This is a genomic window from Tistrella mobilis KA081020-065 (assembly GCF_000264455.2).
Lineage (GTDB): Bacteria > Pseudomonadota > Alphaproteobacteria > Tistrellales > Tistrellaceae > Tistrella > Tistrella mobilis.
Window position 1 is genome coordinate 1,151,965 of record NC_017956.1, and the last position, 15,699, is coordinate 1,167,663.

A 15,699-nucleotide genomic window follows, 5' to 3' on the forward strand; every position below is an offset into this window, starting at 1 on the left:
CGGAGGGGTTCTGCTTGCATCCTGCCGCACCCGTCGTCCCTGACCTTTCGGTCCTGCAGCCCCTTCCGCCGCAGACGCGGCTGGAGGGGCTGCGCGCCGAGATTGCCGCTGCCCGTATCGTCGATTGCGGGATGGTCCATGAACGGGTGTTGCGGGCGGCAGACGGGCAGACGCCGCTGCCCTCCGACATGCCGAACGGGGTGGTGCGCGCGGGGCTCTGCCCGATGCCGGTGCGTCGCCAGCGCCTTGCCTGCAGCCATACTGCGGCCCGGGTGCGGATGATCGAGGCGGTGGGGCTGTTGCAGGATGCCGAAGACCCTGCGGTAGCGGCCCTGCAGAACCGGATCGGCGAACTCGATGCCCGGATCGGACGCATCGATCATGCCCGCGGCGATGCCGAACTGGCCCATGCGCTCGCCTGCCGCGATGGTGATGCCGCGGCCCGCGATGATGCCGCAGCGAAGATCGCCGAGACCGGCCGGCAGTTCACCCGGGCGCTGGCGGATCTCGACGCCCTAAGATCCGATCTGCTGGCGGCGATGGACCGTCAGCTGGCGAAGACGCGTGCGGCTGGGGGCATCAGCCCGGCGGGGTGATCCGGTCCTGCACCGTGCGCGGCGCCAGGGTGCAGAGATGCCAGGCGATCGGCGCCTGCCAGACGGCGGCATCGCCGCCGCGCGGCAGAACCCGGTCCAGCACGCCGGGCAGGGCGGCATCCAGCCTGGCCTGCAGGGCGGCCGGGGCGCGCAGCCTGGCCGCAGCGGCGGTTTCCGCCAGGGCGTCGAATTCGCGCCAATAGCCGGCGGCGTCGCAGATCCCGGCGGTGGCGGCGCCATCTTCGATCGCGACCAACTCCAGCCCGGCTGGGGCGGCGAGCGCCACCAGCCCGTCCGGATCGATGTCGAAAGGGCCGGCCTCACCTGCCGGGCGGGTCAGACCGGGCAGCACCTTGCCGAGCAGTGCTGCCCCGGTGCCGATCAGCCGGCAGCGGGCCGGCCGGTCCCAGAGCTGCACCAGAATATGGCCGCCGGGCGCCAGCAGCCCGGCCATCGCGGTCAGCACCCCTGCCGGATCGGGCAGGGTCCAGAGGCCGCGCAGGCAGGTGATCAGATCAATCACCCCCGGCTTCAGCGCCGGCCGCGCGGCATCGGCGACGAGCCCGGCGATGCCCGGTACCCGGATGGCCGCCAGGGGGCCGGCCGCGATGTCGCTGGCGATCACCAGGCGGCCCGGCTGGGCCAGCGCACGGACAAGCGCGCCCTGGCCTGCCCCCAGATCCATCACCACCCCGCCGGCCCCGGCCAGGCGATCGGCCACCGCCGCCATGTGGTCGAGCAGGGCGCCCGCTGCCTGCGGACGGGCGCCACTGCGATCCTCCAGCAGGGCCCGATCCTCCAGCAGGGCATGGACGCCATCCCAGTGGGTGCGGCTGCCATAGGTGGCGGCGGCCCCGTCGGTGGTGGGCGCTGCGGTCATCGGATCAACTCCAGCATCATGCCGCCCAGCCACCAGGCCATGCCGACCCAGATCCCCGCCCAGCCGAGGATGGTGCCGAGGGCGACGGCCAGCAGCAGCGGCCCGCGCCCGGCGGGCAGTGGTCCAGCCAGGGCCGGGGCCGGCAGTCCGACTGCCCGGCGCAGATGATCGAAGGCCCGGCGGCGCAGATTGGGCAGGCGCAGCACCTCGACCAGCATCAGATAGCCGTCGCCGTTCAGCACCGGCAGCAGGGTGACGGTGGCCCCGAACAGCCCGGCGGCAGCCAGGATCACGCCGCCCGAATGCAGCGGACTGCCCATGGGGGCGGCCATCATCGCCGCCAGCCCCAGCCCGGCCAGGGCCTGGCTGGCGAAGGGCCCGGCCAGGATCGCGACCATGCGCGGCCCCATGGCCAGCGCTTCCCAGTCGCGCCGGTCGGGGCGCGTCCAGGCGAAGGGCATCAGGAAATAGATCGCAAACCCGGTCTCGCGCACCCTGACGCCAAGCGCCCTGCAGGCAAGCGCATGGCCGCCTTCATGCAGGAAGCCGCTGGCCAGGGTCACGAGATAGAGCAGCGGCAGCATCCAGCCGGTCAGCGTCGCCGATGCCTCGTCAAGAAAGCGCCCGCCCATCACGATCAGCAGCACCGGGGTTGCCAGGGCGGCCAGGGTAACCACCCCCAGCAGCCCCATCCGCACCGCGCCTGGCCAGGCCAGCAGCCGGTCGAGCAGCGGTTCGGGATGGACCACACCCAGCCGCTGGATGACCAGATGATGGAGCAGGGCGAAATCGAAGCCGGTGAAGGGGTCGCGGGCGCGGTTGCCGCGGCCGTCGATTTCCAGCAGGCCCAGGCCCAGAAGCTTGGTTTCGAACCGCATCAGCTTGGCCGCATCGGCGCGGATACCGCGCGCCGCCAGCCGGGCGGACAGGGTGCCGAAGCTCGACTGCCCGTCGAACACCCGGGCCACTTCGAACTCGGCCGGGCCCAGCACCCAATGGCCGTCACCCGCGGGATCGGTGATTTCGATCCGCCGGCCGCGGGCCGGATCGGTGATCTCGGCATGTTCAAACCGGGCGGGAAAGCAGCCGCGGGCGATCGCGGCGCCGGCGCTCTCAGCGGCCGTGGTGTCGATCTCAGGCGCGGTCAGCGTCGTCATGCCGGGTCTTTCGTGGGGGCTGCCGGGCGAAGCCGGGTGCTGAGGCGGAATTCTGCCGTCACCCGACCTTCCGGACCGGCATCGAGCCAGAGCTCGTCCGGGCCCGGCGACATTTCAGCCAGATCGATCGGCTCGTCGCGGTCGAACAGCCGGGCGAGCATTTCCGCCCCCTGAGGGGCATCGAGCAGGATGCAGACCGGTTTGGGCTCCCCCGGCGCTTTGGCGAAGATCGCCGGCGGCAGGCCCAGATCCCGCGCCCAGCGGCGCATGGCCCGGAAGGCCTCGGCATCCTCTGCCGGCTTGCCGCCGGGGCGAGGGTCGTCGGCTTTGATCTGCCAGCTTCGCCGCTTGACCACCAGCCGGCCCAGCACCAGCCGCGGCGCCAGATGCCGCCCGGTCACCGCAGAGGCAAGCGTGAACATCGCCCGGTGCAGGGCCGTGCGGGTCAGCGTGCCCAGGTCGTCATCCTGTCCGCAGCGGCTCCGGATGCGCAGCGTGCCGTCGGCCGCGCGCCGGACCCGGACCTCTGCCGACCGGATGCGCCGGCGCGGGCCGGTCGCGGCATCGCCGGGCAGGGCGATGTCGATGAAGGCCGGATGTTCCGGCCAGTCGATATGCGAGCGCTGGTAATGGCGCCCATCATCGGCCAGGCCCAGCCGCGCCGGACCTGCGGCGCCGTCAAGCGCCCAGCCGGCCGCCATGTCGGCCGCCTGGTCCGGATCGGGGCAGAAGGGCATGGCCACCGGCTGCACGGCGGTCGCGACCGCCGGATGCACTTCGCCGATCACCAGCCGCCAGTCGCCGCGGGCGATCGCCGCGGGGCTTGCGGCCGCGATCATCAGATCGGGCGAGGCGATGTCGAGGCCGAGGGTGACCGGCTGGGGGGCGCGCGGCAGCAGGCGGCGAACGGCCGTTTCCACCGCATCACCGACATGTGCGATATCGGCCGGGGTGAGGGCGATTTCGTCGACGGAGGCGTCAGTGGCCAACCGGTCCCAGGCCTGGCGCAGCACCGGCTCGATCACCGCCACCGCAGCGGTCGCGAGATCGGCCGAGGGGGTGGCGGCCAGCAGGCGGACCAGATCGACCGTTCCCCCGGCATCGGCGGCGCCGTCATGCGCCAGCCGGTCGAAGGCCTGTGCCTGACCATCGGCGATCAGCATGGCCACGGCCGTCGCCACTCGCCGGTACAGGTTCAGCACCGGGGCCAGATCCGGTTCGGCGGCCTTGAGGAACGGCCCGCCCAGAACGACATTGCCCGCCCGGGCGCAATCTTCGTAGACCGGCTGACGGCCGACATACATCCGGCCATGGTCGCGCTCGCGGTCGGCGCCGGCAGCGGCCAGCAGGGTGTGCAACCGGTCCAGGATCGCCAGCCGGTCGCGTGGCCGCCCGGCCGCGGCGGCGAAATCGCGGGCACCGGCCTCGATCGCGGCGATGCGATCCAGCCAGAGGTCGGCGGCCGGAGTGCCGATCCGCCCCAGAAGTCCTGCCAGATGATCGAGCGGCCGGCGGCTGCCGGGCGCGGGCGTCAGCGCCGGCAGCAGCACCCGCCGGCCGACCAGCATGTCGATGGCGGCGGCCGCGTCCCCGGTCGCTGCGGCGGCGGCAAGCCCGGCGGGCCGCGCGGGCCCCAGCCGCATGGCCGCGCGCACCACCGCGGCGACCCGGGCGGGCAGGGGGGTGCTGCGATCGACCGGCAGGCGCAGCCGGCCGGCATCATCCAGCGTGCAGCCGGGGTTTAGGATCAGCGGCAGCTGCCCGGCCAGCGCCGGATCGGCGGCCACCGCTTCGGCCAGGGCCTCGGCCACCCAGTGTTCGATCACCGTGATCCGGTCGCCGATCACCCGGTCGCCGATCACCCGGTCGGGCACCCGGTCCGGATCGCCGGTCACCTGCAGCGCGGTTTCGGATCGGGGATCGATCCGCCCCCAGGCGACGGGGCCGAAAAAGCTCGCGGTATCGTTCTTGGCCGCAAAGCGCTGCAGATAGCTCCAGGCCAGACGCAGCTTCTGGCGGGCGCGCTTGCGCGGCTGATCCAGGTTTTCGGCCGCGAGTTCGGCGATGCGCGCCGGCGCGTCGCGGTTGGACAGAAACAGCGCCTCTTCCGCCATGGCATCGCCGAGCGCCGCAACCAGCCGTCGCCGGGCATCGGCCGCCGCAGGGGCGAAGGCGGCGGCGCGGCTATCGGGCGTGACGGCCGGATCATCGATCACGGCCAGCATGTCCGCGTCCAGACAGGCGCACCGCAGCCGGGCGAAACCGAAACCGGCGCCACGCATCCAGAACAGCGGAAACCAGTCGATGGCGGGCAGATCGCCAGCGGATGCCTGGCCTGTGGTGGAGACCTGGTCTGTGGTGGCGGCCTGATCTGCGGTGGCGAGACGGGTGGCGGATGGGGCCGGGCGGGTCGCGACCGTCATGCCCCCACCACCGCGCCGCGTTCGGCCAGCTTGCCCAACAGGGCCGCATCCTGCGGGCCGGCACCGCCCAGCCGCCGGGTGAGTGCCGCGGGGCTGAGCGGTCCTTCTTCCAGGGCCGCCAGCATCAGGGCCCCCCGCGGCGGCAGCGCCGAGAGTTTGGGCGCGGCGGCCAGATCGGGCATGGCCACCAGATAGGCGGCCGGCCGCGCCGGCAGATCCTCGCGGCCCAGCGCCGCAGAATTGCGCAGCCAGGGGGCCAGATCATGGGCCGTGGTGACGGCGACCGCGCGGCCGGTGAGGCCGACATGCCCTGCGGGCACCGCCGGTTGCGGCGGCGCATCGGCAAGCCGCATCAGCAGTCCGGCCGTGGCGCGGTCGAGCGCGATCAGGTCGCGCAGCCCGGCCGGCGCTTCGGTTGCGGGATCGCCGGCCAGATGGTCCAGGATCCGGGCGCAATAGCCCACGACGAAGGGGCCGTCATCCTGCCAGTGATCGGCTTCAAGAAAGCCTTCGGCCAGCTCGCGCAGGTCCAGCCCCTTGGCCTTCAGCGCCCGCATGGTCAGCGGTGCCGCCGTTTCCAGCGCGTTCTGCACCGATCCGGTCATGCGGAAGCGGTAGTTCAGAATGAACATGCGCGTCGGCTTGGGCGTTGCGGCATAGGCACGTACCGTGGCCACGCCGTCATCGTCCAGGCCGAAGCGGCGGCCCAGCGTCTGATCGTCGATCGCGGGATCGAACATCGCCTCGGCCAGCGGCGCTTCGCGCAGGATTCGCCGCCAGGTGGCATAGACCGTGGCGGCGGGCAGCCCGGCACCGGGAATGGGGGCGGCGGGCGGGGTCATGGCGGTCATCACGCGATCTCCCGAACCGGCGGCACCACGCCATGGCGGCGCGCGGCCGCATCCCAGGCCGCCTTGGCGCGGGCCAGATCGGCGGCGATCATCGCCTCGTCCTCGGCCCCGCCCAGCTCGCGGGTCTGGGGGTGATGGGCGCGGCCCTGGAATTCCAGGATCACCGCCGAAGGCAGGGCCCGGGACAGCACCTGGTCGAGCATCGCCCAGACCGGTTCGGGCACCGTGCTGTCATGCCAGTCGTGATAGAGCCCGTCATACCAGGATCCGCCGGCCAGATGGATGCAGACCACCCGGTCGAGCGGGATGGTCGCCAGATAGTCGGAGGCGTCGTAACCGGCCAGGTTGACCGAATTGGTGTAGACATTGTGCAGGTCGAGATGCAGCCAGGTGCCGGCGCGATCGACCAGCCGGGCCATGAATTCGGCCTCGCGCATCGCAGCCCCCGGGGTCGGCATGTAATAGGCCGCGTTCTCATGCGCCAGCGGCATGCCGTAGATGTCCTGAAGCCGCCGTGCCCGGTCGGCGACCCGGACGAGTTCAGGCGAGGAGAACTGCACCGGGCTCGACCAGATGTCGAGCCAGGACCCGTCGCCATAGAAGCAGTGATCGCCGACCCAGGGGCTGTTGATCGCCTTGGCCAGCGCCACATGGCGGCGCACGGCCGGCGTGTCTTCCAGCCGGCCGAAGCCGAATTCGCAACCGTAATTGGAATGGGCGAGCAGCGGCTTCGCGGCACCCAGCGCCTGCATGCGCCGCTCCTGCCCCGGGCGGAAGATCCAGGGGCTGTCGAGCGGCCCCATGATCGCGTCCAGCAGTATCTCGAACAGGTCGACCGGCTGGGTTTCGAACGGAAACCAGTCGAGGATTTCGGGATTGTACTGCAGGCCGACGCCGAGCGGTGCGGGCTTGTCCATCGGGGAGTCCTTAAGGGTTGATCCCGGGGAGGTTGATCCTGGGGAGGCCTGGCCGCGTTGCAGCGTCAGCCCGCCACGATAGGAATGAGAGAGGCGACCAGCAGGACCGCCATGACGGTGTTGAAGATCCTGACCGCCCGCCTGGTGGCGAGCAGCCGGCGGACCGCGACGCCGAAGCCGGTCCAGATCACCGCGGCCGGCACGCAGACCAGAAAGAAGATCAGCGCGATGATCACGGCCTGAACGGTGGGGTTGTTGGCCGCCGCGCCATAGGCCCCCATGGTCGCGACCGCCATGGTCCAGACCTTGGGATTGACCCATTGCAGCAGAGCCGCCTGCAACGCGCCCACCGGCCTGCCCTCGGCCTGTTTCAGGTTCTGATCCAGCCCCTTGGGCTCGGCGCTCGCGATCTTCCAGGCGAGCCAGAGCATGTAGGCGACGCCGATCACCTCGATCGCGATCCGGGTTGCGGGCACGGTTTCAAGAATGGCGCCCAAGCCCAGCCCCACCGCCAGGATCAGCAGGGGGGCCCCGAAGCAGATGCCGGCCATCGCCGGCAGGCTGCGCCGGAAGCCGAAGCTGGCGCCCGAGGTGGTGAGCAGCACGGTGTTGGGGCCGGGTGACAGCAGGGCCACGATCGCGAAGGTCACGACCGGCCAGACGAAGTCGAGCGAGGGTGGTTCGATGGGCGGCACGGGGGCGGCTCCGGCGCGGGTTGGATGGATAACCGAAGGTTGATCCATCCGGACCCGGAGTGCAATACGGGCGATGCGATGCCTCAGCTGCCGGTCGCTTCGGCGACGATGCCGATCTTCACCAGCTTGGAGAGCACCGGCGCCAGCCCGGCGCCGGCCGCGGTGTCGCGCCGCGCCGCCTCGATCAGCCCGGCCATGCGGCCGCTGATCCGGTAGGAGATCGGCACCAGCACCCCCTGATGGCCGGCCTTCTGGGTGAAGGCGACGTAACTGTCCGTTTCGTCCATATCCATGATGTCTATGTCGCCGCGACCATGGGCTCCCATGATGAAGCCCGGAATGTCGAAGCGGCTGTGCATCAGCTCCACCCGGATGGCGAGTTCACCCGCCCCGCCGCCGGCCGACAGCGCCGGAAGCGGCGTTTCGGCCAGCCCGCCCACGGCCACGCGGCCCATGGTCACCTCGTAGCGGAACAGGTCGTGCAGCCGGTCGCGGAGCGACGGATCGGTAATGCCGGCATCGGGCAGAAGCCGGGTCTGGATGAACTGCTCGAAGGGTTTCGACAGGTCGATCGCCCGCCAGCGGCCCTCCGGCCGGTTGCCGGCATAGATGCTGCCCAGGATCCGGTCGCGGCCCGCCCAGTCGACGAAGCGGCGGATCAGGTCGCTGAAGCCGTCGACACCCAGCTGATCCTTCATGGCCAGCAGGCATTTGATGGTGGTGCCGTGGAAGTGATAGAGGTCGGCCACCGCAAAGCCGAAGGTCTCCACCCAGGCCATCTGGTCGAGATTGAGCCATTTGGTCTCGTAGACCATGTGGTTCGGTTCTCGCATATAGCGGATCTCGTGCTCCTGGGCCTGCCGCTCGAATTCCGAGCCGGGCAGGATCGAGAGCCGGAAGGCCTGGATGCGGTGCGGGCTCAGCGAGTAGCAGAAATCCACCGTCTGCATGAATTGCGGGATGCCGTCGCCCGGCAGGCCGTAGATGCAATCGATGATCGCCGAGGATTTCAGCTTGTCCGACAGCCGGTTCCAGGCGCGGCGGAAGCGGTCTTCGGTGAAGGGGCGGCGCATCAGCTTCGCCGCTTCCTGGCTGGCGCTCTGCAGGCCGAATTCGAAGGTGACCAGCGGGTTCAGCCGCACCAGCTCGTCCATCACCCGGGCCAGGTTGTCGTCGATGATCTCGAGCTTCAGCTCCAGCAGCAGGCTGAAGGGCTGGACCCGGCCGTCGCGCAGATGCTCGACCAGGATTTCCAGGATCCGGGCCGCGCGTTCCTTGCGCATGTTGAAGGTGCCGTCGCAGAACATGATGTGCGACGGGTGATGCGAGAGGATGTTGTGAAGCTCTGCCTCCACCCGCTCCATCTCGTATTCGCGCACACCCTTGCTCTCGCCCCAGATGCAGAAGGAGCAGCGATAGGGGCAGCCGCGCGAGGCTTCGTAGAGGAAGGCGCCACCATGGGGCAGCTCGATCCCGCCCAGATAGGGCGAGGGGATGTCGTTGATGTCCTCGATCAGCGCGGCCTCGGCGGTCTCGTGATAGGCCGTGCCTGCGGGCACGCGGCCGCTGCCGTCGAAGATCAGGAAGTCGTCGGTGTTGCCGTCGGGCGCCATATAGGCGATCCCGCCCACGGTCGAGAGCTTCGGGCTGCCGTCGAGGAAGGAATTCAGCAGGTCGCGGAAGGTGACCTCGGCCTCGTTGCAGACGCAGATATCGGCGCAGCGCTCGCGGTCGAACACGAAGGGTACATAGGATCCGCGGATCTGCTGGCCGCCGAAGATCACCACCGTCTGCGGCCACAGCTCCTTGATCGCCTTGGCGGCGCGCAGCACGAATTTGATGTTCCAGATGTAGCAGGAGAAGCCGACCACGTCGAAATTGTGGGTCTCCTGCCATTTCAGCAGGAAGAACAGCTGCGCCTCCTCATCCATCAGGGATTTGGGCGTGGCGGCACAGTGTTCGATGAAGGTGACACGGTCGGCGATCGCGGGCGTGCGCCGGGCATAGGTCACCAGGTTCCACAGCGCGAGCGAGGTGTCGGCTTCCCAGTTATAGGCGACGAGACCGACGCGGAGGGTCGGCTTCGCGCCGAAGCCCGCAGAGGCCGCGGTGGCGGTGCGGGCGATCATGGTATCGGGCATGTCCATCCCCTGATGATCCGGAGACAAAAGGTCCGGATCCTGGCTCATTCGGAAATGGCCGGTCATGCGACGGGGCGGCAGCGACGCGGGAATTTACACCGGGGGTCACGGGGGCGCACCGGCCGGTCGGCGGACATAACGAGAACGCCCCGTGCCTGCGCGATGTGCGCAAAGGCACGGCCGGATCCTGTCGTCGTCATGTCGGAGCGGGCCGGTGTCCGGCCGGGACGGATCGCGGAGCAGCGGGGGCGGCGTCGCGCGGGCCGTGTCGGCCGGTCAGGCGAAAACCTTGCTTTCGATGATCTCGACGTCTTCGAGATCGAAGTCTTCAAGGCCATCGGCTTCGAGAGCGTCGGCCTCGACGGTCTTGGCACCGTCGGTGGCCGTGTCCGTTGCCGCGGTATCGGTTGCCGCCGTGCTGTCGGTGGTGCCTTCGGCCTCGGTGGCGACAGGCTCCAACTCGTCGGTGGCGGTGGCGTCCCTCTCGGTCATTTTTGTCTCCTCCTCGTGTTCCGGTGAAACCTGTCGTCGCAGGTGGGCGGCCTCGTCGTCGCGGGCCGCTCTGTTCTGGAGTGCGTAATCCTTGAATTCTGGCGCCGAAGGCCCCGATACGTCAACCTTTCTAACCATTGAGCATCATGAAACTCCCCGAATGGTGGAGCAATCTGCGCGCCTTTGGATGGATATCCGATCTCATTTGCTCCACTTGGGATCTGTCATGAAACGGTTACCGGCGGTGGCTAGGGTGCCGGCCGTTCCGGGGGCGCTGCTGCCTCCGGCCTCGTTTCAGGAGCAGACCGATGGTCGAGCAGGAGATCTTCATCGACGGTTTCGGCACCATCCGCCTCGCCGGCGGTGTGGTCCGTATTGAACTGGCCCGTGCGGTGTTCGATGACGCCGACGCCGACGGCCGGCCGAAACTGGCGCCAAAGGGCATGCTGATCATGCCGGTGGAAGCGTTCCTGCGGGCGGAACGCCAGTTCGCCGGCGTCGCCCAGCGCCTGGTGCAGGCGGGTATCGCCGCCGGTGATCGCAAGCTGGCCGAGACGGCTGCTGCTGCTGCGGCCCCCGGCACCGCGCAGGGATGAAACCCGCTGCATGATGTTCGCCGGCGGGCACGGATTTAACGGTCCTGTCCCGAAGCTGCAACTTTCCTTGGGCATCTTCCACACCTGGGCGTCGCGCAGGGCTTCAGGCGAAGGCATGTGCGACGTCGCACCCGTCCAGAATTTCCCGACAGAAACGGACCCGGTGACGGCGATCCCCCGCACCGGTCCGCAAGCCGGAGATACGGTTCATGCAGCTCCAGATCCTGCACGCCTCTGACCTTGAGGGTGGCGTCGATGCCATCGGTCGTGCCGCGAATTTTGCGGCGCTGGTCGATGCCTTCGAAGACGACTACGCCTATTCGATCACCCTGTCCGCCGGCGACAACTATCTGTCGGGCCCGTTCTTCAACGCGGCCGCCGACCCGTCCTTCGGCGCAAGCGGCGTGCTGGATCAGGTCTATAACGAGCTTTACGACCTGGCGGATGGCGAGGGCTATGCCGGTCTCGGCGCCGGTGCCGGCCGGGTCGACATCTCGATCATGAACGTGATCGGCTTCGATGCCTCGGCGCTCGGCAACCACGAATTCGACCTCGGCACCAGCACCATCGGCGGCCTGCTGGCTCCGAATTTCGGTGCGGCGGACGGCGTCGCCGATGACGGCTGGGTCGGTACCCAGTTCCCCTATCTCTCGGCCAATCTGGACTTCTCGGGAGATTCGAGCCTCCGCGGTCTCTATACCGACGAGCTGCTGACCTCGGACGCCTTCGCGACCGGGCCGGAGCAGTCGGCGAGCTCGACCACCGCGCCGAAGATCGCGCCTGCGACCCTGATCGAGGTCACCGACCCCGAGACCGGCATCGTCGAGACCATCGGTGTGGTCGGCGCGACGACGCCGGTTCTCGGCACGATTTCCTCGCCCGGCGGCGTCGAGATGATCGGCACCGACCAGAACGATATGGCGGCGCTGGCCGAGGTGCTGCAGCCGGTGATCGACGAGGTGATCGCCCAGGGCGTGAACAAGGTGGTTCTGGTCAGCCATCTGCAGCAGATCGCGCTTGAAGAGGCGCTGGTGAAGCTGCTGCACGGCGTCGACGTGGTCATCGCCGGCGGCTCCGACACCATCCTCGCCAATGAGGACGACGTGCTGAACCCGGGTGACGAGGCGGTCGCCGGCTATCCGGTCGTCACCACCAATGCCGATGGCGACACCGCGGTCGTGGTCTCGACCGATGGCGAGTATTCCTATCTGGGCCGCCTGATCGTCGAGTTCGACGACGAGGGCAAGGTGGTCGCAGAGAGCCTCACCAACCCGGATAACGGCCCGGTCGCGAGCACCGAAGAGAATGTTGCCGCTGCCTGGGACGGTGATCTGGACGCTGCCTTCGCCGAGGGCACCAAGGGCGATCTGGTCGACGATCTGGTCGACGCGGTCGAGGCCGTGGTGGTCGAGAAGGATGGCAACATCCTCGGTCAGACCGATGTCTATCTCGATGGCGACCGTGCGGATGTCCGCACCCAGGAAACCAATCTGGGCAATCTCTCGGCCGACGCCAATCTGGCGACGGCGCGCGAGGTGGACGAGACCGTGATGGTTTCGATCAAGAATGGCGGCGGCATCCGCGCCGGCATCGGTGAGGTCGTGGTCGACGACGCGACCGGCCAGGTCTCGGCACTGCCGCCGCAGGCCAATCCGGTGGCGGGCAAGGAAGAGGGTGACGTCTCGCAGCTCGATATCGAGAATGCGCTGCGCTTCAACAACACCCTGTCGATGCAGACCGTGACCGCCGCGCAGCTGAAGGCGGTGATGGAACATGCGGTTGCCGCCAGCGGCAACGGCGCCACCCCGGGCCAGTTCGCCCAGGTCGGCGGCATGACCTTCGCCTTCAACCCCGAGCGCGCCGCCGGTGACCGCATCGAGACGCTGCAGATCGTCAACGAGGCGGGCGAGGTGGTCGACACCATCGTCTCGGGCGGCGAGGTGCAGGGCGATGCCTCGCGGCCGATCCGGGTCGTGACGCTCGGCTTCATGCAGGAAGGCGGCGACGGCTATCCCTTCGCGGAATTCGCCGAGGCCGATCCCGATTTCGCCAATGTCGTGGCGCTGGACGAGAACAACGTCGCGGCCGGTGATGCGAGCTTCGCCGCCCCGGGCAGCGAACAGGATGCGCTCGCCGAATACCTGCTCGACGCGCACAATGTCGACAATGGCGGCACCGCCTTCGGCGAGGCCGAGACCCCGGCCTCGGACGATACCCGCATCGTCGACCTTGCGGTGCAGACCGATATCGAGAGCCGCCCCGTCGCGGCCGACCGCAGCATCACCGTCTCGGGCGACGATGTCGCCGAGGGCTCGGTGATCGCGCATAATGTCTGGACCACCAGCAGCGCTGACACGACCGCCGGTGCCTCGGAAATCGTCGCCTATGACAAGGCGACCAACCGCATCTTCGCGGTCGGCCCGAACGGTGTCGACATCATCGACGCCGCGACCGGCACTGTGCTGGGTGGCGTGGACCTCTCCGCGCTCGGCGGCGCCAATTCGGTCTCGGTCAAGAACGGCATGGTCGCGGTCGCGGTCGGCGCCGAAGACAAGACCCAGCCCGGCACCGTGGTGGTCATGGATACCGACGGCGCCGAGATCGGCCGCTACACGGTCGGCTCCCTGCCCGACATGGTGACCTTCACCCCGGATGGTACAAAGATCCTGGTCGCCAACGAGGGCGAGCCCGAGGACTACACCGTCGGTGATCCGGAAGGCTCGATCAGCGTGATCGACCTTGCCTCGGGCACCGTCCAGACCGCCGGCTTCACCCAGTTCAACGATCAGATCGACGCGCTGCGCGATGCCGGCGTGCGGATCTTCGGCCCGGGCTCGACGGTCGCCCAGGATCTGGAGCCGGAATACATCGCGATCGCGCCGGACGGCCAGACCGCCTATGTCACGCTGCAGGAAAACAACGCGATTGCGATCGTCGACCTGTCGGGTGACGAGCCGGTCGTGACCGAGATCGTGCCGCTCGGCTACAAGGACCATTCGCTGGCCGGCAACGAGTTCGACGCCTCGGATCGTGACGACGGCATCAACATCGCCAACCACCCGGTCTTCGGCATGTACATGCCGGACTCGATCGCGTCCTATACCGGCGCCGATGGCGACACCTACCTGGTCATCGCCAACGAGGGCGATGCCCGCGAATGGGGCGATTATGCCGAGGAAGAGCGGGTCAAGGACCTGGATCTCGACCCGACCGCCTTCCCGAATGCCGAGGAACTGCAGGCGGACGCCGATATCGGCCGGCTGACCGTCACCAAGGAGCTGGGCGACACCGACGGCGACGGCGATTACGACGCCCTCTACGCCTATGGTGCGCGGTCCTTCTCGATCCTGAACGATCAGGGCGAGATGGTCTTCGACAGCGGCGCCTCGATCGAGAAGATCATCGCCGCCCGCTACCCGGAACTCTGGGACGACAGCCGCTCGGACAACAAGGGTCCCGAGCCCGAGGGCGTCACCGTCGGCCGCTACGGCTCCAGCACGCTGGCCTTCATCGGCCTTGAGCGTTCGAGCGCGGTGATGGTGTTCGACATCACCGACCCCGACAACGTCACCTTCCTCGACATGATCCGCAGCGAGGGTGATGTCAGCCCCGAAGGCGTGCTCTACATCGCGGCCGCCGACTCGGCCGATGGCATCGCCAAGCTGATCGTCGCCAACGAGGTCAGCGGCACCACCAGCCTCTACAACATCACAGCACCGCTGGCGGTCGACCTCAACGGCGACCTGCCGGTGTTCTCGGCCGGCGAAGGCCCCGAGAAGGGGACGGTGGAGATCGACGACAACGGCCGCTACACCTACCAGGCCGATGCGGCGGTGCTGGGCGCGTTGGATCCGGGCGAGGTTACCACCGACAGCTTCGAGATCGTGGCGACCGACGAGGCCGGCAACACCGACACCTCGACCGTGACGGTCGAGATCGTCGGTGCGGCCGAAGGCGGCGCGGGTGACGACCGCTTCCAGGCGGTTGAGGGCGGCGACGCCCATATGGCGGGTGCGGCCGGTGACGACATCATCGTCGGCGTCGGTGGCGACGACATGATCTCGACCGGCAGCGGTGCCGACATCGCGATCGGCGGCGCAGGCCGCGACACCGTGATGCTCGACCTCGACCCGTCCGAGATCGGGATCACCACGATGAACGCCTTCGACATCTCGCTCTACAACCGCCTGCTGGCGGCGGGGGATGCCGCCTTCGACGCCGACGCCCCGGCCTATGTGATCACCGATCTGGAGACCGGCGCGCAGACCCGGGTTCAGGCCGATGTCATCGCCTTCGGCGATCGCGCCTTCACGGTGGAAGACGGCGTGCTGACCCTGTCGGCTTCGAATGACGAGATCGACTTCGGCAGCCGCGCCGACAAGGTCGCGGGCGGTGCCGGTGACGACGTTCTCGACGGCGGTGCCGGCGACGACATGATCGCGGGCGGCGCCGGCAACGACACCCTGCTGGGTGGTGCTGGCGACGACCAGCTCTATGACGATGCCGGCGAGGACAACCTCGCGGGCGGTTCGGGCGACGACGTCATCGTCGCCGGCCATCAGGCCGGTGAGACGGTGGTGATGTTCGGCGGCTCGGGTGCCGACGTCTTCGGCCTCTCGGCCGGTGAGGACGAGGGCATCGATGTCGAGGGCATCATCGCCGACTTCTCGACCATCGAAGGCGACATGATCGACCTGTCGGGCCTGCGCGGCGCCGACGGCGCGGTGCTGACGCTGGACGACGTGGTCGGCATGGCAGAGACAGTCGACGGCAATGCGGTCATCGCACTCGACGGCCTCACCACCACCGGTGGCGAGGCGGTTGCAGGCTCGCTGACCATCGCGGGCTTCGATGCGGCGGATCTCGATGCAGGCATGTTCGTCTTCTCGAACGGCGCCTTCGACGAGGATCTGGTCGCCGCCGCGGCGGCGGCGTGAGCGGGGGGCACGAG

The 15,699-nt window shown here is 68.9% G+C and carries 11 protein-coding genes; 3 read left to right on the plus strand and 8 right to left on the minus strand.

Annotated features, from left to right (window positions below):
• The first annotated feature begins 14 nt into the window (after positions 1-14).
• The gene (locus TMO_RS05300) at positions 15-596 is read left to right on the plus strand and encodes a hypothetical protein (RefSeq protein ID WP_014744570.1); all 582 of its coding nucleotides are present in this window, start codon (positions 15-17) and stop codon (positions 594-596) included.
• Here the strand turns inward: TMO_RS05300 and TMO_RS05305 are convergent.
• The 8 genes from TMO_RS05305 to TMO_RS05340 all read right to left on the minus strand — a co-directional run bounded on the left by TMO_RS05305 (position 580) and on the right by TMO_RS05340 (position 10,152).
• Positions 580-1,476: a class I SAM-dependent methyltransferase gene (locus tag TMO_RS05305; protein WP_014744571.1), complete on the minus strand. Its 897-nt coding sequence runs from the start codon at positions 1,474-1,476 to the stop codon at positions 580-582. The two genes, TMO_RS05300 and TMO_RS05305, sit on opposite strands and share 17 nt — an antisense overlap.
• Positions 1,473-2,633 (minus strand): peptidase M50, encoded by a 1,161-nt coding sequence (locus tag TMO_RS05310; protein ID WP_014744572.1) that lies wholly within the window; start codon positions 2,631-2,633, stop codon positions 1,473-1,475. Before TMO_RS05310 ends, TMO_RS05305 begins: the two co-directional genes overlap by 4 nt.
• A complete protein-coding gene (locus tag TMO_RS05315) occupies positions 2,630-5,056 on the minus strand; it encodes a lantibiotic dehydratase (RefSeq protein WP_014744573.1) in 2,427 nt (808 codons plus the stop codon). Before TMO_RS05315 ends, TMO_RS05310 begins: the two co-directional genes overlap by 4 nt.
• Positions 5,053-5,907, minus strand: coding sequence for a hypothetical protein (locus tag TMO_RS05320; protein WP_014744574.1), 855 nt, complete (start codon positions 5,905-5,907; stop codon positions 5,053-5,055). The genes TMO_RS05315 and TMO_RS05320 overlap by 4 nt, the downstream gene beginning before the upstream one ends.
• A complete protein-coding gene (locus TMO_RS05325; RefSeq protein ID WP_014744575.1) occupies positions 5,907-6,824 on the minus strand; it encodes a DUF692 domain-containing protein in 918 nt (305 codons plus the stop codon). Before TMO_RS05325 ends, TMO_RS05320 begins: the two co-directional genes overlap by 1 nt.
• Before the next feature lie 65 nt (positions 6,825-6,889).
• Complete coding sequence (locus TMO_RS05330) at positions 6,890-7,519, minus strand: LysE family translocator (RefSeq protein WP_014744576.1); 630 nt, start codon at positions 7,517-7,519, stop codon at positions 6,890-6,892.
• Between the two features lie 83 nt (positions 7,520-7,602).
• On the minus strand, positions 7,603-9,660 hold the full coding sequence (locus tag TMO_RS05335; protein WP_228382265.1) for a B12-binding domain-containing radical SAM protein: 2,058 nt from the start codon (positions 9,658-9,660) through the stop codon (positions 7,603-7,605).
• A 276-nt stretch (positions 9,661-9,936) separates the two neighbouring features.
• Positions 9,937-10,152: a hypothetical protein gene (locus tag TMO_RS05340; protein ID WP_014744578.1), complete on the minus strand. Its 216-nt coding sequence runs from the start codon at positions 10,150-10,152 to the stop codon at positions 9,937-9,939.
• A 308-nt stretch (positions 10,153-10,460) separates the two neighbouring features.
• Between TMO_RS05340 and TMO_RS05345 the strand changes: the two genes are divergently transcribed.
• Together TMO_RS05345 and TMO_RS05350 are read left to right on the plus strand one after the other, a co-directional pair.
• Positions 10,461-10,748 carry a hypothetical protein gene (locus tag TMO_RS05345; RefSeq protein ID WP_014744579.1) on the plus strand — a complete coding sequence of 96 codons (288 nt, stop codon included), beginning with the start codon at positions 10,461-10,463 and terminating at the stop codon, positions 10,746-10,748.
• Between the two features lie 209 nt (positions 10,749-10,957).
• Positions 10,958-15,685: a choice-of-anchor I family protein gene (locus TMO_RS05350; RefSeq protein WP_014744580.1), complete on the plus strand. Its 4,728-nt coding sequence runs from the start codon at positions 10,958-10,960 to the stop codon at positions 15,683-15,685.
• Positions 15,686-15,699: the final 14 nt, after the last annotated feature.

Coding starts and splice junctions, on each gene's coding strand:
- TMO_RS05315 (WP_014744573.1), bottom strand. CDS start 5,056: ATGACGGTCGCGACCCGCCCGGCCCCATCCGCCACCCGTCTCGCCACC.
- TMO_RS05340 (WP_014744578.1), bottom strand. CDS start 10,152: ATGACCGAGAGGGACGCCACCGCCACCGACGAGTTGGAGCCTGTCGCC.
- TMO_RS05350 (WP_014744580.1), top strand. CDS start 10,958: ATGCAGCTCCAGATCCTGCACGCCTCTGACCTTGAGGGTGGCGTCGAT.
- TMO_RS05305 (WP_014744571.1), bottom strand. CDS start 1,476: ATGACCGCAGCGCCCACCACCGACGGGGCCGCCGCCACCTATGGCAGC.
- TMO_RS05335 (WP_228382265.1), bottom strand. CDS start 9,660: ATGCCCGATACCATGATCGCCCGCACCGCCACCGCGGCCTCTGCGGGC.
- TMO_RS05345 (WP_014744579.1), top strand. CDS start 10,461: ATGGTCGAGCAGGAGATCTTCATCGACGGTTTCGGCACCATCCGCCTC.
- TMO_RS05310 (WP_014744572.1), bottom strand. CDS start 2,633: ATGACGACGCTGACCGCGCCTGAGATCGACACCACGGCCGCTGAGAGC.
- TMO_RS05320 (WP_014744574.1), bottom strand. CDS start 5,907: ATGACCGCCATGACCCCGCCCGCCGCCCCCATTCCCGGTGCCGGGCTG.
- TMO_RS05325 (WP_014744575.1), bottom strand. CDS start 6,824: ATGGACAAGCCCGCACCGCTCGGCGTCGGCCTGCAGTACAATCCCGAA.